This window comes from Pseudomonas sp. FP215 (assembly GCF_030687795.1).
Taxonomy (GTDB): Bacteria; Pseudomonadota; Gammaproteobacteria; order Pseudomonadales; family Pseudomonadaceae; genus Aquipseudomonas; species Aquipseudomonas salmasensis.
The window spans coordinates 2,895,570-2,915,483 of sequence record NZ_CP117447.1 but is presented as its reverse complement, the minus strand read 5'-3'; the positions used below and the strand labels follow the sequence as shown (position 1 = coordinate 2,915,483).

17 protein-coding genes and 3 pseudogenes are annotated in these 19,914 nt (G+C 60.2%); 8 read left to right on the top strand and 12 right to left on the bottom strand.

All coding sequences use genetic code 11. The annotated features are described in order from the left end of the window. Window positions 1-55 precede the first annotated feature (55 nt). Both PSH76_RS13285 and PSH76_RS13280 read right to left on the bottom strand, forming a co-directional pair. Window positions 56-166: pseudogene (locus PSH76_RS13285) on the bottom strand (outer membrane lipoprotein carrier protein LolA); the annotation flags it as partial. A gap of 8 nt (window positions 167-174) precedes the next feature. After that, complete coding sequence (locus tag PSH76_RS13280) at window positions 175-1,275, bottom strand: sugar diacid recognition domain-containing protein (protein ID WP_305494258.1); 1,101 nt, start codon at window positions 1,273-1,275, stop codon at window positions 175-177. 157 nt (window positions 1,276-1,432) lie between these two features. Between PSH76_RS13280 and PSH76_RS13275 the strand changes: the two genes are divergently transcribed. Continuing rightward, window positions 1,433-2,743, top strand: coding sequence for an MFS transporter (locus tag PSH76_RS13275; protein WP_305494257.1), 1,311 nt, complete (start codon window positions 1,433-1,435; stop codon window positions 2,741-2,743). 48 nt (window positions 2,744-2,791) lie between these two features. On the opposite strand, the gene PSH76_RS13270 is transcribed toward PSH76_RS13275, so the two are convergent. Continuing rightward, window positions 2,792-3,496 carry an SDR family oxidoreductase gene (locus PSH76_RS13270; protein WP_305494256.1) on the bottom strand — a complete coding sequence of 235 codons (705 nt, stop codon included), beginning with the start codon at window positions 3,494-3,496 and terminating at the stop codon, window positions 2,792-2,794. 101 nt (window positions 3,497-3,597) lie between these two features. On the opposite strand from PSH76_RS13270, the gene PSH76_RS13265 reads away from it, so the two are divergent. The 3 genes from PSH76_RS13265 (at window position 3,598) to rarD (ending at window position 6,511) form a co-directional block, all read left to right on the top strand. Then, window positions 3,598-4,500, top strand: a complete 903-nt coding sequence (locus PSH76_RS13265; protein WP_305494255.1) for a LysR family transcriptional regulator — start codon at window positions 3,598-3,600, stop codon at window positions 4,498-4,500. Between the two features lie 82 nt (window positions 4,501-4,582). Beyond that, on the top strand, window positions 4,583-5,593 hold the full coding sequence (locus tag PSH76_RS13260; protein WP_305494254.1) for an aldo/keto reductase: 1,011 nt from the start codon (window positions 4,583-4,585) through the stop codon (window positions 5,591-5,593). Window positions 5,594-5,629: 36 nt separating this feature from the next. Beyond that, the gene (gene rarD / locus PSH76_RS13255) at window positions 5,630-6,511 is read left to right on the top strand and encodes an EamA family transporter RarD (RefSeq protein ID WP_057711325.1); all 882 of its coding nucleotides are present in this window, start codon (window positions 5,630-5,632) and stop codon (window positions 6,509-6,511) included. 57 nt (window positions 6,512-6,568) lie between these two features. Here the strand turns inward: rarD and PSH76_RS13250 are convergent, their stop codons facing one another. From PSH76_RS13250 to PSH76_RS13235, 3 genes and pseudogenes are all read right to left on the bottom strand, one after another. Continuing rightward, window positions 6,569-7,798: a dermonecrotic toxin domain-containing protein gene (locus PSH76_RS13250; protein WP_305494253.1), complete on the bottom strand. Its 1,230-nt coding sequence runs from the start codon at window positions 7,796-7,798 to the stop codon at window positions 6,569-6,571. Window positions 7,799-8,085: 287 nt separating this feature from the next. Then, entirely contained in the window at window positions 8,086-9,162 is a 1,077-nt protein-coding gene (hppD, locus tag PSH76_RS13240; RefSeq protein ID WP_032897233.1) for a 4-hydroxyphenylpyruvate dioxygenase, read from the bottom strand. A 246-nt stretch (window positions 9,163-9,408) separates the two neighbouring features. Continuing rightward, window positions 9,409-9,615, bottom strand: a pseudogene (locus tag PSH76_RS13235) (EamA family transporter); the annotation flags it as partial. 460 nt (window positions 9,616-10,075) lie between these two features. On the opposite strand from PSH76_RS13235, the pseudogene PSH76_RS13230 reads away from it, so the two are divergent. Further along, window positions 10,076-10,378 (top strand): annotated as a pseudogene (locus tag PSH76_RS13230) (LysR family transcriptional regulator substrate-binding protein); the annotation flags it as partial. Here PSH76_RS13230 and PSH76_RS13225 read toward each other — a convergent pair. From PSH76_RS13225 to PSH76_RS13205, 5 genes are read right to left on the bottom strand one after another with little or no spacing between them, the layout of a single operon-like run. Beyond that, a complete protein-coding gene (locus tag PSH76_RS13225) occupies window positions 10,379-11,059 on the bottom strand; it encodes a molecular chaperone (RefSeq protein WP_305494252.1) in 681 nt (226 codons plus the stop codon). It abuts the pseudogene before it with no gap. 59 nt (window positions 11,060-11,118) lie between these two features. Next, on the bottom strand, window positions 11,119-12,162 hold the full coding sequence (locus PSH76_RS13220; protein ID WP_305494251.1) for a fimbrial protein: 1,044 nt from the start codon (window positions 12,160-12,162) through the stop codon (window positions 11,119-11,121). Beyond that, entirely contained in the window at window positions 12,159-14,780 is a 2,622-nt protein-coding gene (locus PSH76_RS13215) for a fimbria/pilus outer membrane usher protein (RefSeq protein ID WP_305494250.1), read from the bottom strand. The genes PSH76_RS13220 and PSH76_RS13215 overlap by 4 nt, the downstream gene beginning before the upstream one ends. A gap of 2 nt (window positions 14,781-14,782) precedes the next feature. Further along, entirely contained in the window at window positions 14,783-15,556 is a 774-nt protein-coding gene (locus PSH76_RS13210) for a molecular chaperone (RefSeq protein WP_305494249.1), read from the bottom strand. Between the two features lie 53 nt (window positions 15,557-15,609). Next, window positions 15,610-16,170, bottom strand: coding sequence for a fimbrial protein (locus tag PSH76_RS13205; protein WP_032897223.1), 561 nt, complete (start codon window positions 16,168-16,170; stop codon window positions 15,610-15,612). A gap of 290 nt (window positions 16,171-16,460) precedes the next feature. On the opposite strand from PSH76_RS13205, the gene PSH76_RS13200 reads away from it, so the two are divergent. Next, on the top strand, window positions 16,461-18,005 hold the full coding sequence (locus PSH76_RS13200) for an EAL domain-containing protein (protein ID WP_032897221.1): 1,545 nt from the start codon (window positions 16,461-16,463) through the stop codon (window positions 18,003-18,005). A 194-nt stretch (window positions 18,006-18,199) separates the two neighbouring features. Continuing rightward, window positions 18,200-18,565 (top strand): histone-like nucleoid-structuring protein, MvaT/MvaU family, encoded by a 366-nt coding sequence (locus PSH76_RS13195; RefSeq protein WP_003191298.1) that lies wholly within the window; start codon window positions 18,200-18,202, stop codon window positions 18,563-18,565. A gap of 111 nt (window positions 18,566-18,676) precedes the next feature. On the opposite strand, the gene PSH76_RS13190 is transcribed toward PSH76_RS13195, so the two are convergent. After that, the gene (locus tag PSH76_RS13190; protein WP_032897918.1) at window positions 18,677-19,213 is read right to left on the bottom strand and encodes a DUF4946 domain-containing protein; all 537 of its coding nucleotides are present in this window, start codon (window positions 19,211-19,213) and stop codon (window positions 18,677-18,679) included. 179 nt (window positions 19,214-19,392) lie between these two features. Here PSH76_RS13190 and gloA point away from each other — a divergent pair, with 179 nt between their 5' ends. Continuing rightward, entirely contained in the window at window positions 19,393-19,914 is a 522-nt protein-coding gene (gloA, locus tag PSH76_RS13185) for a lactoylglutathione lyase (protein ID WP_003191301.1), read from the top strand.

Here is a 19,914-nt window from a genome sequence, read left to right as displayed (position 1 = left end):
TGCCAGTTGGTTGGGGCAATGACGCGGGGCCGATGCACAAGTGTGGGGCGGGTTTGTTGTTCATTCCGACAATGCCCGTTGTAGGAGCGAGCTTGCTCGCGAAAAACCGGAGCGCGCCGCGGTGAATCAGCTGCCCCGCATTATCGTTAACGACCTTCGCGAGCAAGCTCGCTCCTACAGGGGGTGGGGCAGCAGTTGGACGCCCAGGTACAAGGCAAGCATCCCGTCGAGGGTCAGCGGGTCTACGCCGCTGAGTTCAGCGATGCGCTCCATGCGGTAGCGCAGGCTGTTGCGGTGAATGCCCAAGGCGTCGGCACAGGCCTGGCTTTGCCCATCGTGTTCGCACCAACTGCGCAACGTGGCGAGCAGTTGCCCGTTGCTGTCCTTGGCCAACACCTTGCGCAACGGGTTGAGCAGCTCATCCAGGGCGTCGTCGTTGCGATGACGCCACAGCATCACCGGCAGGCGGTAACGGTTGAGGGTCAACAGGCGTGATTGGGGCAGGATATCGCGGCCATAGGCAAGCAGATCCCCTACCCTTCGGTAACAGCGTCGCAGCCCCGCCAAGCCTTCCGCTTGCCCGCCGATGGCCACGCGCAGGATGTTCCAGCCCTGGCCGTCGAGCTTTTCCAGCAAGCGGGGATTATCGACCTGCGCCGCGGCGGGTCGGCACCACAGCAAGGAAAACTGCGCAGAACTGACGCACCAACTGTCCGGGTAACGGCTGGCGAGCCAGGCGCTCAAAGCCTCCGCCGTTTGGCCCGGGCCCAGTTCAAACAGGTACGGCGTGCGCGCCAGTTGTGGCTTGAGCCCCAGTTGCTGGGCTTCGTCCACCAGGCGCGGGGAGTCGCCGCTGTCGGCCAACAGCAGGGCCAGCAGATCATCGCAACGCTGGCGCCGCCATTGTTGCTCGGCTTGCTGGTGGCGTTGGCTGACCAGCATTTCAGCGGTCATGCGCACCAGTTCGGCATAGGTGCGCAGCCCATCCGGCTCGCCGGTGATACCCAGCACGCCGATCAGGCGTTGATCGTGCAGCAGCGGCAGGTTGATGCCCGGCTGTACGCCCTTGAGATGCTTGGCGGTCTGCCCGTCGATTTCCACCACGCGCCCATTGGCCAACACCAGTTGCGCACCTTCATGGCGAGTGTTGATACGCTCCGGCTCGCCGCTGCCCAGGATCAAGCCCTGGCTGTCCATGACATTGACGTTATGGGGCAGGATCGCCATGGTGCGATCGACAATCTCCTGCGCCAGGGCATGATCCAGCTCGAACATGGGGCTATTTTCCTGAAAAAGGTTGTTCACCGGCACAGCGCAAAGATGGCTTGACTGTGCGCCAGCACAAAGACAGTTGCCCGTCACGTCACCGAGACTGTCAGGGCGGTCAACGTTACCCTCGCACCGCGAAAAATCATAATAAAGAGAGAATCCCATGTCACAGAGCGCCACTGCCGCACTGGCCAGCGATGACGATAAAAACGCCATCTACAAGCGCGTTACCCTGCGCCTGATCCCCTTCATCTTTATCTGCTACCTGTTCAATTACCTCGACCGGGTAAACGTTGGCTTTGCCAAGTTGCAGATGCTCGATGCGTTGAAATTCAGTGAAACCGTGTACGGCCTGGGGGCCGGGATTTTCTTTATCGGCTACGTGCTGTGCGGCGTGCCGAGCAACCTGGCGCTGACCCGCTTCGGCCCACGGCGCTGGATCGCATTGATGATGATCGTGTGGGGCACGCTCTCCACATGCCTGCTGTTTGTGACCACGCCCACGCATTTCTACACCTTGCGCCTGCTTACGGGTGCCGCTGAAGCCGGCTTCTTTCCAGGGGTGGTGTTGTACCTTTCGCAATGGTTTCCGACCTTTCGCCGCGGTCGGATCATGGCGCTGTTCATGTCCGCCATTCCGGTGTCCGGCTTGCTCGGCAGCCCGTTTTCCGGCTGGATTCTCAATCACTTCGCCGCAGGCCAAGGTGGCTTGGCGGGCTGGCAGTGGATGTTCCTACTGCAAGGCATCCCGACTGTAATCCTCGGCGCCCTCGCCTATTTCTTGCTCAGTGACAGCTTCGCCAACGCCAAGTGGCTCAAGCCCCATGAGCGTGCAGTGCTGGAAGCCGACCAAGCCACGGACCTGGCGAACAAACCCAAAACCACCAGCGACTCCCTGGCCGAAGTGTTCAAGAACCCGGCGATCTGGGCGTTCGGCCTGATCTACTTCTGCATCCAGAGTGGCGTGTATGCGATCAACTTCTGGCTGCCGTCGATCATCAAGAACATGGGCTTCAGCGACAACTTGGTGATTGGCTGGCTCAGCGCGATTCCGTATCTGCTGGCGGCGGTGTTCATGCTGCTGGTGGGCCGCTCCGCCGACTTGCGCAAGGAGCGCCGCTGGCATTTGGTGGTACCGATGTTGATGGGCGCCCTCGGCCTGGTCATTGCAGTGAACTTCGCCACCACGCCGGCCATTGCCATTCTCGGCCTGACCATCGCCACCATGGGCGCACTGACCGGCCTGCCGATGTTCTGGCCAGTGCCCACCGCGATGCTCAGCGCGGGTGCGGCGGCGGGTGGCTTGGCGTTGATCAACTCCATGGGGCAGATGGCGGGATTTCTCAGCCCGTATATCGTGGGTTTTGTGAAGGATGCCACCGGGTCCACGGATATGGCGTTGTACCTGCTGGCGGCGGTGATAGTGGGTGGGAGTGTGTTGGCGTTGCGGATGACGCGTACGCTCAAGGCCTGACGCCTTCAAAGTGGGAGGGAGCTTCTCCCTCCCACTTTGGTCATGTATTTACAACAGCCCGCCACCGTCGATATCAACCACTGCCCCGGTCATAAAGCCATTTTCCATGGCCAGCACATACCCCGCCGCCACTTCTTGCGCCTGCCCCACCCGCCCAACCGGCAACCCTTGGCCCGCCTTGGCAAACATCGCCAAACGCTGCTCTTCGCCAAGCCCTGCGTAGGCCGGTGTGTCTATCACCCCCGGGCTGATCACATTGACTCGACGCGGCGCCAGTTCTTTCGCCAGTTGCTTGCCCAAGGCCTCGGTCGCGGCGTTAATGCCCGTCTTGATGAACTGCCCTGCCGCCAACTTTCGCCCCAGTTGGCCCGAGGTCAGGGTGATGCTGCCCTGTTCATGCATAAAGGGCAGCGCGTGTTGAATGGCGCGTAGTGCGCCCCAGAGCTTCACATTGAAGTTGTCCTGGGCTTCATCCAGGTCGGTTTCAATCAAAGCCTTGGCCCGTACTGAAGGCCCCGAGGTGTAGACCAGATGGTCAAACCGCCCCACGGTTTCGAACAGTTGCTTTAAAGAGGCGCTGTCGGTGACGTCCACCGGCTCGCTGTGCAGGCCGTTGTCGGAACTTGACGCCAAGCGGCGCCCAGCCACGACCACCTTCGCGCCGCGCGCCAAGGCTGCCTGGGCCACTGCCGCGCCGATACCGCTGCTGCCGCCGATAACGATGATGGTTTTGCCGCTCAGAGAAGAGGTCATGAGAAAACTACCCGGGTCAGAAAGTGAGCGTTCATCTTCCCAGCTTGGTAATCGATGAAAAATCCGGGTAAAACGACAAGATCTTTAAAGGATTTTTATCAATGAGCTCGATTCTGGACCTTGAAGTCTTCGTGCGCAGTGCCGACACCGGCAGCCTGACGGCCGCCGCCCGTGGCCTGGGCCTCACGCCAGCAGCGGCGAGTATTGCGCTCAAGCGCCTTGAGACCCGCCTCGGCATCCGCCTGCTCGCTCGCTCCACGCGCAGCATGCGCCTGACTGAAGAAGGCCGGCGTTACCTGGACAGCGTGCGGGTGGCGCTGGAGGCGTTGTCGGAAGGCGAGCACGCCATCAAGCAACAAGGCCAGAGCCTCAGCGGTTTATTGCAGTTGGCCGCGCCCTCGGACTTTGGCCGCAATGTGCTGCTGGGTTGGCTGGACGAGTTCAAGCTGGAGCACCCTGATATCCGCTTGCAACTGTTGCTCAACGACAGCAATGCCGACTTGTTTCGCGACACCGTCGACATTGCCTTGCGCTTCGGCGTGCCGAGGGACTCCAGCCTCGTGGCCCTGCCGGTGGTACCCGATCACCATCGCATTGCCTGCGCCAGCCCCGACTACCTGGCGCGCCACGGCACACCGCTTGAGCCCGAAGACTTGGCCCACCACAGTACGCTGCGCTATATGCGCCGGGGCCAGGCCAATAGCACCTGGTATTTCCGCCAGGGGGCATTGCTTCACGAAGTCGAGGTGAGCGGTGACTACCTCAGCGATGACGGCGAGATTGTCCGCCGCTGGGCGTTGGCGGGGCATGGCATTGCCTATAAGGCCAACCTGGATGTGGCCCGTGATATCCAGGCTGGGCGGTTGGTACCCCTGCTACCCGACTGGCAAGGCGAACCCGCTCCGTTCAACCTGATGTGCCCGCACCGCCTGCAAGTGTCGGAACGCGTGAAGGTGCTGCATCGATTTTTACAGGCCCGCTGCGTGACTTTGCTACGCACATGAAGAAATGCGCCCAGGGCTTGTTCCAGAGCGCTCGGGTCTGGTATTGCATCACTTACATTTTGCCTGCCATGAGGAGCTTTGCATGATTTACCGCACATTGGGCCACTCCGGGTTGAAGGTCAGCGCTCTGACCCTCGGCACCATGATGTTTGGCGAACAGACCAGCACCGAAGATTCGCTGCGCATCATCGACAAGGCCTGGGACCAGGGCATCAATTTCATGGACACCGCTGATGTGTACACAGGCGGGCGCTCCGAGGAAATCGTCGGTGAGGCGATTGCACGCAACCGCCACGATTGGGTGGTGGCCTCCAAGGTCGGCTTCGGCCCTGCCGATGGCGTGCCCAACCGCAGCGGTTTGAGCCGCAAGCGTATGTTCACAGCCCTGGACGCCAGCCTGGCACGCCTGGACACCGACTACCTGGACATCTACTACCTGCACCGCGAAGACCACGACACGCCGTTGGAGGTGACCGTATCAGCCATCGGTGACCTGATCCGCCAGGGCAAGGTTCGCTACTGGGGCCTGTCCAATTACCGGGGTTGGCGCATCGCAGAAGTGATCCGCGTGGCTGAACGCCTGGGCGTCGATAAACCTATCATCAGCCAACCGTTGTACAACATCGTCAATCGCCAGGCCGAGGTGGAACAGATCACCGCTGCAGCGGCTTATGGGCTGGGCGTGGTGCCTTACAGCCCGCTGGCCCGAGGGGTGCTCAGCGGCAAGTACGCACCGGACGTCACACCTGAACCCGGCAGCCGTGCCGCGCGCCAGGACAAGCGCATCCTGGAAACCGAGTGGCGGGTTGAATCACTGCGCATTGCCCAGCAGATCCAGCAATACACCCAAGGGCGTGGCGTAGGGATTGTCGAGTTCGCAATCGCCTGGGTGCTGAACAATGCGGCGGTGAGCTCAGCGATCGTCGGGCCACGGACCGAGGCGCAGTGGGACGCCTACACCGGCGCGCTGGCGGTGAAGATCAGCGCCGAAGACGAGGCGTTCATTGATTCGTTGGTTACGCCGGGGCATTCGTCGTCGCCGGGGTTCAACGATGTCGGGCATTTTGTATCCGGTCGGTTGGCGCGCCTGTAGACTGCCGACGGAATAATCGGCTTTCGTGAGGACAGCGTGTCTAAAGGTGTGGTGTTATCGGTCTTGGCCTCGGTGTTGTTTGCGGTGATGTATTACTTCACATCGCTGCTTACTCCCCTGAGTGGCCTGGAAATTTTCGGCTGGCGCATGTTGCTGACCGTGCCCTGCATGACGGTGTTCATGATTGTCAGCGGTGAGTGGCGCAGGGTGTGGGAACTGCTGCGCAGGCTGGCGGCAAAGCCACGGCTGATTGGCGGCGTGCTGGTGTCTTCTGCCCTGCTCGGCGTGCAGTTGTGGCTGTTCATGTGGGCGCCGCTCAATGGGCGCAGCCTGGACGTGTCGGTGGGGTATTTCCTGCTGCCGTTGACCATGGTGCTCACCGGGCGCCTGGTCTACGGCGAGCGTCTGTCACGGCTGCAACAGATCGCCGTGGTGTTTGCCGCGCTGGGCGTGTTGAACGAGTTGTACCAGGCCGGTGGTTTTTCCTGGGCCACACTGGTGGTGATCATCGGCTACCCGGTGTACTTCGTGGTGCGTAAGTACCTGAGCACCGACCATCTGGGTGGGCTGTGGCTGGATATGGCGTTGATGCTGCCGGTGGCCTGGTGGTTTGTACAAAGCGGCGAACAAGGCTTTGCCGTGCTGGATGGGCACCCAAAGCTCTATGCATTGATTCCCATGCTGGGCCTTATCAGCGCCTCGGCGCTGGTGAGCTATATCATTGCCAGTCGCTTGCTGGCGTTCAGCCTGTTCGGGCTGCTGAGCTACGTGGAGCCGGTGCTGTTGCTGGCGGTGGCGTTGCTATTGGGTGAAGGCATCCAGGGTGGGCAATGGCTGACCTATATCCCGATCTGGCTGGCGGTGATGGTGCTGGTGTATGAAGGGTTCAAGCACTTGGTGCGTCAGCGCCGGGCTTGATGGGCGGCTTAGCGTGAATGTCGATTGCGGGGTTTCCCTACCCCTTTGTCGATTGAGTCAGACCCTGACTTCGGTCGTCGGCACTTCAGGTGTGCCGACGACTCGTTCAATGACGTTGGCTGTATTTTCCAACCTGTCTCGCCACGTACCGTAATAGGGAATGTTGCTTTGGATTTGGCTGCCTGCGCTTTCCAGCTGGGCATCCATCTCGGCCTGATCGACTCCAAACAGCTTGCCGATACGATTGTCGCGGTTCAACTCAAGCAACGTTCCTTTAACCGGGTCTTTCACGATGGTTTCGATGGAGTGGGCCACATCGTCAGGAACACCCAGCGCTTTCAGCGCGGTGGCAAGGCCATGCCCAGGGCTTCTGAGTTGCTTCAGGAATTCGTCGTAAAGACCGTTTAAATTGTTGGCACCCACATTGTCCAGGGCGGCACTGGCTATTTTTTTGCGGAACTCATTGAAGGTCATGGGTTCAAGCGGTTTATTTTCGTTCAACCCGTTTTGAACGAAATAATGTCTGCGCGCCTTGGCGTCCTTTTTTTGGCCTGCGCCTTGCAAATTTCCATAAGCGTCGTAGCTATAGACGATGGCCTCCCCATCTGGCCGGTACCCGACATAAAACGCCTTGCCATCTGGTGCAAGTTTATAGAGCTGCGTTCGCACCAGACCGTCGACCGGAGCGGGTGGCACCGAAGCATCTTTGTTCAACCGTTCGAAAATATCACCCTTCTCATCGCCAAAACTGCCCACGACTGCATTGATGTCGCCATCAGCGAACTCGCCAAACTTCTTGTTAACCCGGTCCTCCTGCTTCGGCGCTTTATCACTGGCAAAATGCTGGGTAAATCGCTTGCGCTCGGTCGGGTCGTTGGCCACACCCTTGAGCCAGGCAGTCATCTCCTCTGCATTTTTGAACTCATGAAACGATGTCACGTCATCTTCGGGCATATACAGGACGAGATTAGGCCCCTCTTCTGTACGCGACACGCGCTTGATCACCATCATGTCGTTGGACTGAACGCCATCAACGGCAAATGTCGAAACCTGCACCTTTGGACTTCCCGGTTTGTTGGGTGACACAGCTGCCTTCGTCAGTTGATACCCTTCGGCGCTGAGTGTGCCGCCCAAGTACTCGGCTTCACCGTCATCGAGAAACTGTTTACGCGCCTGATCGACCGGGTCTGCATGACCGGTTGAAGGAACATTGCGCACAGGCCCAGCCTGCTCCGTTGATATAGATGGGCCGATCGGGTGTTGAGGGGTAGGAGCATTCACATTCATAAGAGGGCCTCTTCATAGTGGAAACGCAGGTTTTTCTGCGTCCTGCCCTCTGAGTGATCTCTCAAGAAACATCTGTTCCCAATAAACCGCAGGCTATTTGCAACACGATGGATCAGGCACAAAAAAACCCGGTAAAAACCGTAATGCTTGTAGGAGCGAGCTTGCTCGCGAAAAACGTCAACGATAACGCGGGCATCCTGAATGAACGCGGCGCCTGTGAGTTTTTCGCGAGCAAGCTCGCTCCTACAAAAACGGTAAAAACCGGGCTTTTTTGCTTTAGCCAGTCATCAATCGGCGGTCAGTACACCACGACGCACCTGGTCGCGCTCGATCGACTCGAACAACGCCTTGAAGTTGCCCTCGCCAAACCCATCGTCGCCTTTGCGCTGGATGAATTCGAAGAACACTGGGCCCATCAGGGTTTCCGAGAAGATCTGCAGCAGTAGACGCTTGTCACCGGCAACCGACGAGCCATCCAGCAGGATGCCACGCGATTGCAACTGGTCCACCGGCTCACCGTGGTTCGGCAGGCGGCCTTCAAGCATTTCGTAGTAAGTGTCGGGCGGCGCGGTCATGAAGCGCATGCCGATCTTCTTCAGCGCGTCCCAGGTCTGGACCAAGTCGTCGGTGAGGAACGCGACGTGCTGGATGCCCTCGCCGTTGAACTGCATCAGGAACTCTTCGATCTGCCCGGCGCCCTTGGACGATTCTTCGTTCAACGGGATACGGATCTTGCCGTCCGGCGCACTCATGGCCTTGGAGGTCAGGCCGGTGTACTCGCCTTTGATGTCGAAATAACGCGCTTCGCGGAAGTTGAACAGCTTCTCGTAGAAGTTGGCCCAATAGATCATGCGCCCGCGATAGACGTTGTGGGTCAGGTGGTCGATGACCTTCAGGCCAGCGCCTACCGGGTTGCGATCAACGCCTTCGAGGTACACGAAGTCGATGTCGTAGATCGAGTTGCCTTCGCCGAAACGGTCGATCAGGTACAACGGCGAACCGCCAATGCCTTTGATTGCCGGCAGGTTCAATTCCATCGGGCCGGTGTCGATGTGGATCGGCTGGGCACCCAGCTCCAGGGCACGCTTGTAGGCCTGTTGCGAGTCCTTGACGCGGAACGCCATGCCGCACACCGACGGGCCGTGCTCGGCCGCGAAGTAGGAAGCGAGGCTGTCGGGTTCGTTGTTGAGGATCAGGTTGATCTCGCCCTGGCGATACAGGTGCACGTTCTTGGAGCGGTGGGTGGCCACTTTGGTGAAGCCCATGATCTCGAAGATCGGCTCCAGGGTGCCTGGGGTGGGCGAGGCGAATTCGATGAATTCAAAGCCCATCAGGCCCATTGGGTTTGCGAGTTGGTCGGTCATGTTCGGTGCCTCATCATTCTTGTAGGTAGCAATTGATTAGTTGCGAGCAAGGATGAGGCTGGAGGGTGGCGCACAAGAGAGGCCCCGCACGCTGCGGGCGAGGAAGTCACCAAAGATGAGGGGGGAGCCAAGTAGCTTCATGGTGTCATCAGTCTCTGACGGCCGAGGCTTGCGTGAGCGCAAGTCCATATTCTTGTATGCGTAAACTGATTCTACACAGCGTAACCAGGTTTGTCCGTACTCTTATCAAATCCCCATTGCCCTGCCCCGCGCAAGGGGTTTGTTGCACAGGTAGATGCCCAGCAGGATGATTGCACCGCCCAGTAACATCAGCATCGTCAATGGTTCGTCCAGCAGCACTGCGCCGCAAATGACCGCCGTCAATGGGTTGAGGGCGATGAACACCCCGGAGCGTGTGGCACCTATGCGCCGTATGCCATCGTAATAGCCGATATCCACGATGCGAAGCGAGTCGCTCTTGATCTGCTTTTGATCTCAGGCGCCCCGTTAAACCACGCTGGCCGGAATTCGACAGGGATTTGGGGGGTAAACCGGCAGGGATGCCGGTTTAGCCGCCCCGCGCCATGGATGGCGCGTGGCGGCGGCCCCCCAAATCACTGGCGGATTACGGGCACACCGAGCCTAGGCGAGGTGCCGAGTGGTGGGGCAAGAGCGTTTTGCTTACTTTTGCGCTGTTCAAAAGTGAGCCGCCGTCAGGGCGGAACCCTAAGTGGCCGTTACCGCAGCAATGGATATGCACACAATCCGTTGACTGTGAGGCCGTCTTCGCAGGCAAGCCAGCTCCCACATTTGGACTGCGGTGCGTCAGGTAGATAAGCATCGGCTATCAGGCCGTCGCGGGAGCAAGCTCCCTCTCCACAGGTTCAGCGTCATACCAAAGTTGTGTAGATACTTATGCGCCGATGAGGCCATGACCTTGCAAGCACTCTGCGATGAACCCTTTATCCTGACTGAAGCCGGCTCGTCGGAGTTGGTGTTGCTCAGCACGTTGGAAGCGGTCAGCCGGGGCGATGGTTTGAGTGTGGTTGCGCAGGCTTCACTGCCGGAGCATGCCGATTCGCGTTATGTGGCGTTGCCATTGGCGCCGCGGGTACCGCGTCGGATCGGGCTGGCGGTGCTGGATCGGCGTCAGTCTTCCCCGGCTGCCCTGGCATTCATCGCGCTGGCACAAGGGCTGTACCCCTCGCCTACTTAGTTACCGGCCTATGCTCTGCGTCCTCTCATGCGTCGCGCCATAGTCATCCAATGTGGTGAAGCGCAGCGTCGGCGTACCTCGCCACGGTACAACCCAACCCGGCATGATCAACTCGGCCGTTGAGCGCGGAGCCAGCATCGGTGGGTTTTCATGGCGGTATGCGACGCCCTCATGGTTGAGTGCCACGCTGGACAAGGTCACATGAAAGGCACTCCGGTTGCGCACCCGCAGCACCGGGCGGTCGTCTGCCAGTTGCCATTGCAGCGCCGCCACGGCATCTTCCGCCCCGCCTGGCAACGCGTTGGGGCGCAGGAACAGTTTGATGCGGGTGCGAAACGCCAATTGCAGTTGATGGCTCGCCGCGTCAGTGGGCCGGATCCCCAGCACATTCAGCCAATACGCCACTTCCTGGGGATCGGCCGTGGCAGTCCGCGGAACCGGATGATAGATCACTCGCAATACGTGCGATTTGCCCGCCTCCATCCTCAGGATCGGTGGCGTGACGGTAAACGGCACGTCACTGCGTTCCGGCGTAGTCTGGGGGTCGCCTTCATCGATCCAGACTTGCACCAGCCTCGGGCTGTCCGCCTCGTTACGCAGGTTGAGGGTTACCCCCCGTGCCGCGGCCGGGTAAATGAGCCGGGTGCGATCAATGACGATTTCGGCCTGCGCTATCGCCATAGATGCCGCCAATGCCAGACCGGACACGCAGTTCAATAAGACTCGGATCATCACGCCGACTACCGATAGGCCAAAGTGAAGGTCGCCAACCCGTTGGCCGTGCCCGGGCGGACGGCGGCGCCGGTTTGTATGTAGCGCGCGGTCAAGGGAATCTGGAAGGTGCCGTTGCCGGTGCTACCTGCCAACCATTGATTCGGCGTGCCAATAGCGGCGGCGTCGGGGCCGTAGCTGATCAGGCGATTGCCAAACAGCAGTTGCAGCGCCACGCCCTTGGCGGTGGAACTGGCGGTCAATGTCAGTTGGTCACTGCGATTGGCCGGTTGGGTCTGGTCGGTCAAGGTCAACAGCACATCGCTGTCAGCGCCCCCGCCACCAGCGCATTGCAAGGTGATGGTGCGGGTGGCATTGCCGGCCACGCTGCCAATGCCCTTGAACGCCCTGCTCTCCACCGCCCCCAGCGGGATTGCCACGGAGGGCGTGGAGACCGTGCAGGTGGGCTTGCTCGGCGGGCCTACTTCGATGCTGCCGAAGTTGAACGCGTGGTGTGTCTCGCTGGTGTACAGGTACAAGCCCGCGAAGGTCTGCGGCGCAATGGTGCCGCCCTGGATCGGGCCGGTTACTACCAAGAACAAGCGTCCGCGCAAGCCCCACGTAGGCAAACCGGGATGGATCGGGCCACGCAACACTGTGACCCCGGTAGTCACGGTTTGCATCGGCCCGACGTCACGGTCCTGCGCCATAAACGCAAACCCGACACCTTGCACGCCGGTCAGATGAACCGGCATGACGACCCCTGAGTGGAAGAAGTTACGTCCCGTCCAGGGAATCTCCCGAGCAATCCGCGTGGACGACCAATAGCGAACAATCAGGTTGGGCGGATAGGTGCACCTCAATCCGTGCGCTACCTCGACGGGGTAGCCATCCGGGTTGCCCAGGGCTTGGCCGACCACAGGGTTGGCGGGCACCGTAATGCGCGGCACCGACAGCACCGTCGGCGGCGCGGGCGTACACGTCGCCTTGGCCTGGACATGGGGCGCGCTGGCGAGGGCGATGCAGGTCACCATGACAAGCCCTGCCAGACGTTGCGTACAGATGCTGATCATCGGCTGCTGACCTCTTCGTTGGCGGTGTTGGGGTGGCAGCGGCTGACCAGTTGGTCGGCATTTTCCTGGCGGTGCCCCGGTGGCCGCGGTGGCAGACGGTATGGGATATAGCAGCGGTCACTTGCCGCCTCGGTCCAACGCACGGTCAGCGTGCCCTGATCGGCCACGCCGCGCACAAACGCCTTGCCGGCTTGCCCAATCACCCCGACTTCCCTGCCCTGCTCGTCGAACACCTGAGCGGCAAAAGGCAGCGGCTGACCGTTGCGATGGGTCGCCTTGATCACCACCGCACGGCCACTGACGGTCTCGAACTTGACCAGCGACACTGCGCCCCCTGTCGGTACCACCGAGCGATTCGATTCCTTGAGCTCCACATCCATGGCCATGCCTTCGGGGTCGATATCCACGTCATTGGGATGGTAGGCCCGCAAGCTCGGCAACACGCCATAGCCGTGTGAGTCGATGCGTACCCCCCCACCGATCTGCGCGCCCTGGGCATCCGGTGCATACACCAGTGCCGACGCTTCACCGAGGCTTTGCGAGAGGGTCACGCCACCGCCATGGGCAATCAGCCCGCCGTCGGCGCTCATGGACACTTGTGCGTTGTTGCCACTCTGGCCGTAACCGGCGCGCAGGTTGGCCGTGCTGCTGCGATATCCGGCGTAGGCATTGAAGCTGGAACCGGCCTGGCTCCCCGTGCCCTGGCTGCCGGCCAGGCCGTAGTGCCCCTCTGACGCCTCGCCGAGCAAGCCATTGATACCCACTTGCTGTTGACTGCCCTTTGACTCGCCGGTGTCGCGCGACAACGCGCTGCTCAGGGTCGGCGCCGATGTGCCCTGGCCCAGCGGCATCGACAGGGTCAGCGCCAGACGATTATCGACGCGACCGGGTTGCAACGCGCGGCCGAAAAAGATCGCGTCACTGTGGTCACGATGGCTGGGTGGGTCGGCGTCGCTGACCCTTGAGCGCTGCGCCGAAATGTTCCAGTTGAGCCGCTTCCAGCGTGATCCATAGCTGAGGGTGAAGGATGTCTGGCGACCTTGCCGGCTCGCCCAGTAGTCAACCGAACTGCCGTACAGGCTCAAGGTGCCTTCGCCCAGTTGCTGGCTGATCGTCAGATCGAGACGGCTTTTCTGTCGGGCATAGCCCTCGATGTTCCCCTGCTGACGCGCCAGTTCCTGCACATTCAAAGCATCCGGCAGGCTCAGGTAGCCGGCCGTGGAGAAGCGGTAGGCGCCCAGCGCAAAATGGGTTCCGGAAAACGGCAGGTTCTTGTTGTAGGCCAGGCCCCAACTGTGTCCGCCAACCACCCCGTTGCCCTCGATGCGGGTGCGCGAATGCGTGGTGTCCAGGGCAAATGCGCCGATGGGCGTACTCATCGCCAACCCGGCCTTGCCCTGAAAGTAACCTTTGGAAAGCGTGCTGCCGCCATAAAGGCTCAGGCCATCGGTAAGGCCATGCTGCAAGGTGCCCTGAAATAACAGGGGGCTGTCACCGCTGACTCCGCGTTGCTGCACCTGGCCCAAGGTCGTGCTGTAGTGGGTGGCGCCCTGACGCAATAACTGTGGGGCCACCGAATACGGCACGACAAAGGTGGTGCGGCGCCCGTCCACCTCGGTGACGCTGACATTCAGGTCGCCGCCGTAGCCCGTGGGGTAAAGATCGTCGATGACAAAGGGCCCTGGGGCAACCTGGGTTTCGTAGATCGTGTAGCCGTTCTGGCGCACCGTTACCGAGGCGTTGCTGTCGGCGATGCCGCGTATCTGCGGTGCATAGCCTTGTTGCGACGGCGCCAGCATGCGGTCATCGGTCGACAGGGTGACGCCCCGCACCCGCACGCCGTCGAGGACCTGGCCGTTACTGAAGCTGTCGCCAAGGGTCAGTTGCGAACGCCAGGCCGACAAGGGCCGTTGCAGGTACGTGGCGGTGTGTTGATAAGGCAACAGACCGCCTCGGGAGGTCCAGGCCTGGCCGCCTTGGTGGCGCAGGCGCCAGTCGCCGAGGTTGACGCCGCCGTTGAGGCCCAGGTAACCCCGACCTTCCCCCGCCCCCGCAGTCACCGCTGCGGCGCTGAAGGTGTAATTGAGCAGCGCAACGTCAAGCCCCTTGTCCCAGCGGGCCGGGTCAACGTAACCGCGCGCGGCACGGCTGAGGTGAGCTTGGGGAAGACTGACGTCGAGTGTAAGGGTCTCGATGTCGAGTTGGCTGCTGGCCAGGGGGATCCATTGGGTAAATTCACGGCACTGCGTGTCGGCGCTACGTTTGTCAGGTGGCAGCACGACTCCGAGTTGGGCAAGTTCCAGCGCGCTCACGCAAGGCTGGACATCATCCTGCCCCTTCCGGGAGACAAAGCTGATTTCACGGCGCCCCACGGATTGGCCATTGAGCATCACATCCACACGGTAGACGCCAGGCGCCAGTGCATTGCCCGTATTGAAACGCGAAATATCCACGACAGCGGCAAGGCCACTGGTGAACGCCTCGATATCAAACAACAGTGGCGCGGCCTCGGCCGGCAAGCATAAGGTCGTGAACACACCCAGCGACACCATCAGCCGCGAGTTGCACAACAGCCAGGCAAACACGGGATGCCCCGTAAATGGCAGGTAAACAGACATAATCAAAACTTCAGGGGGGCTCGCTGCGGCGCGGAGAATGCGCCGTAATCATTGATGTATTTGAAATGCACCTGGGCGTCGGCGGGGATCGTCGGCAGGGTGCCGCGGACAGGCAGTTCAAGGCTGGCACCTGGCGGCACCATGCCCTCTTGTACTGGTATCAGGTGGGCGTCAGGCCGAGGGCCCAGCGCCAGTGCCACCTCGTTGAAGGTCACGTGAAAGGCCGTAGGGTTGTGTACGCGCAGTACGGCTGCGCGCTCGGTGCGCCTCAGACTCCAGCGCAGTTGCGCGGGGGCCTGGTCTGCACTGCCAGGCAAATGAGGGGGGCGAAAAAACACTTTGGTGCGGATACGAAAAGCAAACTGCAGGTGGTTTCCCTCAGGTGTTTGCTCGTCGAGTTCGGCCGCGTTGACTTTAGGGGGGATTTCCAAGGCATTGAGCCAGAACAATGATTCTCGATCTGACGGCAGCGGCTCCTGGGTGTAGACCAGTCGCACCCCCTGGCTTCTACCCGGATCCAGGCGAAACACCGGGGGCGAGAGGCTGAACGGCACGTCGCTATGGGCGGGATCTGGAGTGGCATCGCCTTGATCCAGCCACACCTGGACCAGGCGCGGTGCCCGTTTATCGTCGTTGGTCAGGCGCAGGGTGATTTCACGGCGCTGCTGGGGGTAGATATGCCGTGTGCCATCGATCACCACACCCGCGTGGGCCGTGGACGGTAAGCCGGCGAGGAGCGCAAAGGTGAGGCTCGCCAGCAATGTGCGAGAAAGCATGAGTCCATCCTTCAAGGCAGGGCCTGGCGCATTGCCAGGCACCATGGCCTTGATCAGGGGAATGTCACGGAATACAGCACTTGCGTGCTGATCGGGCCGGCGGTCGCTGCCCCCGTGGCGAAGTACTGAGCCGCAAATGGCAGCGTCACCGCGCCGCCGTCTGGCACCGTCGCGGTACTCGAACTCAGGCCCAGCCGCAGGTCCAGGGGCTGGTTGGTGACGCCATCCACAATCTGTACTTCCACGAACTTTGCCGGTTCCGGCGTTGCCGGTGCCTGATTGACCAGGTTGCCGGTCGCCGGGTTGATCGCCGGGCTGCTGCTCTCGAATAACACCGCGACCACCGTGTCCTTCGGGCAACTGCCGACTTGGATAAAAAATGGCTTTACCCCTGCCGTCTGCCCGGCTGCCTTGAGTGCGCTGGCCTGGACCTTGTGCAGCGCAATGGCAAAGTCCGGCCCGGCGCCAGGTGCAGCGCCTGCCCCGCCACTGATGCTGCAGGTGGTGCCAGTGATCTCGCCGGTCAGGGTGATAGTGCCGTCCGCCGCGAACGCCGGTAGAGCGACAACGCTGTTAGCCATCAACCAGGCAACGGCCAGTGCGATTTTTTTCATTGCTGCAAATTCCTGTGGAGTCGTTAAAAGGCTGCAAGGCGGCTTCCGACATTCGAAAGGCACGCGCCGACCGTCCCGCCAAAATTGGGCTAGCACGGCACTGAGAGAGGCTGGAGGGATACGGTCCTGAGTCTCTTACTTCTTGCAACGATGTTTATGTTGCCTAGATGAAATCCCCGCCACAACTGACCGAACGGCTAGGTCAACCCGCTCAAAACAACTGAGCAGGCCTGCGTATTGCCATCTATCATCGGCATATCTCACTCTTTTTCTCGCGACTGACCGCCCCTATGCCCCTGACCGTCAAAGGCCCACGAAGCCGAGCCGCACGCTATTTCATCAGTGCAACCAGCGGCGTGTTGCCCATCTTGCTGGGGGTTGTGATTCTGTATTGGCAAGCCGAGCGCACCCTTGAACAAAGCACGGCGCAAACCGCTCAAGAAGCGGTGCGCCAGTTCGACTTGATGCTCGACAACACCGCCATCGCTGCCCAGGCGTTGCTGCCACTGGCCGGTAAGCCGTGTGACAGCGCCACCAAGTTGGCGCTACGTGAACAAGTCACGCGTCGGCCGTTTGTGCGGGCCACCACGCTGTCCTGGCAGAAAAACATCTATTGCAGCTCGTTGTTTGGCGGTCGCTACCAATCGCCCGTCAACCCCGACGACTACGTGGATGGGCGCCTGTGGTTGATGAAAGGCAACCCCGTCACACCCGATACCGCCCTGCTGGTGTACCGCCTGGTCCAAGGCGATCAAGGTGCGTTTGCCTCGGTTGACGGTTACCACCTCACCAACGCCTTGCGCTTGATCAGCCGTTACGCGTATTTGGTATTGCACGTCGGCCCGAACTGGCTGGGTGCCGACGGCAAAGTGCATCAAGGCGCGTTGCCGACATTTGCCGTGGCGCCACAGCGCCTGGCTTCCGAGCGCTATCAATACAGTGTCGAGGCCGGGATGCCCGAGGGTGAAGTCTGGCGCTATATGCAGGCGCGGTATCCGGCCCTGTTCAGCCTGGTGGTGTTTTTCGGGATATTGGCGGGGCTGCTCGCTCACTGGCTGCAAAAACGTTCGTCAGCGCCAACCCACGAGTTACAACGCGCCTTGGGGGCCAATGAGTTCATCCCCTATTTCCAACCGGTGGTACGCGGTGACACCCGCCAATGGGCCGGGTGTGAGGTGCTGATGCGTTGGAAGCATCCCAAAGAAGGCCTGGTGCGCCCGGACCTGTTTATTCCCCTGGCCGAAGACTCCGGCCTGATCGTGCCAATGACCCGTGCCCTGCTGCGCCAGACCGCCGCGCAACTGGCGCCGCATGCCGCGCGCTTCAGCCCAGGCTTTCATATCGGCGTGAATATCACTGCGCGCCATTGCCAGGACATGGCGCTGGTGCAGGACTGCCGGGAATTCCTCGCCGCGTTCCCACCCGGCCAGGTCACCCTGGTGCTGGAGTTGACCGAGCGGGAGTTGATCGAACCCACTGAGACCACCCGCCGCCTGTTCGAGGCGCTGCATCAAATGGGGGTCATGATCGCCATTGATGATTTTGGCACCGGCCACTCCAGCTTGGGCTATTTGCGCAATTTCAATGTCGACTACTTGAAGATCGATCAAAGCTTTGTCGCCATGATCGGTGCGGATGCGCTGTCTCGGCATATTCTGGACAGCATCATAGAGTTGTCGGTCAAGCTGGATCTAGGCATTGTTGCCGAAGGCGTAGAAACAGCCCAACAGTGTGAATACCTCGTGGCTCAAGGCGTGGATTTCCTACAGGGTTACCTGTTTGGCCGACCATTACCCTGCGATGAATTCATTAAATCGTTGGGCATCGTGGAATAGCCTTGCGCGACCGATGATGAAAGATTGGTCTTTCTTTAAAAGACATGATTTACTCGGGCTGAATTAACTACTACAATTTTTTCTGCCTGTGCAGAACTCGCAGAAGGGTCTTTTTCGTTGACGTGGCTTAACGTTCTTGGCTTATAGCTTTGTCTGCAGTTGATATCAGCAACTACATTATTGGAGTACAGATTTTGTCCAGACTCGCCGAATTTCGCGCAGCAGAAAAAGCCCTTCAAGAGCAGCTTGCACAGCTGGAATCCTTGAAGAACGACGCTGGCCTGAAGAAAGAAATCGAATTCGAAGAAAAGCTCAAGACGCTGATGGGCAAATACGACAAAAGCCTGCGTGATGTGATCGCTATCCTCGATCCAGCGCCACGCAAAGGCGGCGCACCGGCCGCTGCCGCGCCTAAACAGCGCCGCGCACGGGTGGTCAAGGTTTACCACAACCCGCACACCGGCGAGCTGATCGAGACCAAAGGTGGCAACCACCGCGGCCTCAAAGCCTGGAAAGAAGAGTACGGCGCTGCCACTGTAGACTCCTGGCTTCGCGGCTGAAACATGTACTAAAAAATAGCCCCGCCTACGCGGGGCTTTTTTTGCTCTAACGGTTCGGAATCGAACTTAACTCAGCGTTCATGTTGTTCAAATTCGCTCAATTTGAGCGCGTCAAAGTTTCAGACTGTTACGCACCAAACTGACTTCCTCCTTGCTCGCCTCGTACGCTTGCGCCTGGCCGGCGTATGAAAAAACATAGGCTTTGTCGACATCCAGCGCACCGACTAATGTTTGCGACAACAGGTGTCGACCATTCTCGGTAATCACGCAGGTAGTTTCCAACGCGTCAAGCCGACTCAATGTCGTGGAGTGCATTTTGCTGCACACGCTTTGATAACCGCCGCGGGCAAAGTCTTTCTGGATCGACTTGCGCATCTCCAGCAACACGCCAGCAAGATTAACTTTATGACCGGCCTCAATTGGCGTTCCGGTCAACTCCATGACCATCAACGTCGCACCATTTTCATCATTCTTGATCGCTCGCTGCCGGGACACTGCTTGGGGTTTGGCAGGGGGCTCGCCGTCAGGCACGACTTCTTCGACCTGCCAACCGCTGGGCCAATGGACCTCCGGTTCGGCGGCCAGCACAAACGGGCTGCCCAACAACACGCACACAGCACTCAACAGCGGCCTACGAAACTCGATCATTGCGAAAAACACCCAAGGTTCCAGCGGCAAAGTGTGCGGCCCGGCGCGCGCTGACCGCAAGGGTTGAGCGCGCTTTTTCATTTGGCGCAGCCGGTGCGCCTTGCGTATCATGGCCCGCCTGCATGGAGGCAGGCCGCAAGCCAATGGACCGCTCATCTCACATTTTTTCTGGAGGGCCCATGAGCCTGCACGAATTGAACACCTTCCCGGGCGTCACTGCCCAACCCGACAACGCCACGGCGAACTTCGTGTTCAACCACACCATGTTGCGGGTCAAGGACATCACCAAGTCGCTGGACTTCTACACGCGTATCCTGGGTTTCTCCCTGGTCGAAAAACGTGACTTCCCGGAAGCCGAATTCAGCCTGTACTTCCTGGCCCTGGTGGACAAGGCCCAGATCCCGGCCGACGCCGCCGAGCGTACCCAGTGGATGAAGTCGATTCCGGGCATCCTCGAACTGACCCATAACCACGGCACCGAAAACGATGCCGACTTTGCCTACCACAACGGCAACACCGACCCGCGTGGCTTTGGCCATATCTGCATCTCGGTGCCGGACATTGTCGCGGCGTGCGAACGCTTCGAAGCCTTGGGCTGTGACTTCCAGAAGCGCCTGACGGATGGCCGCATGAAGAGCCTGGCGTTCATCAAGGACCCGGATGCTTATTGGGTCGAGATCATCCAGCCGGCGCCGATGTAA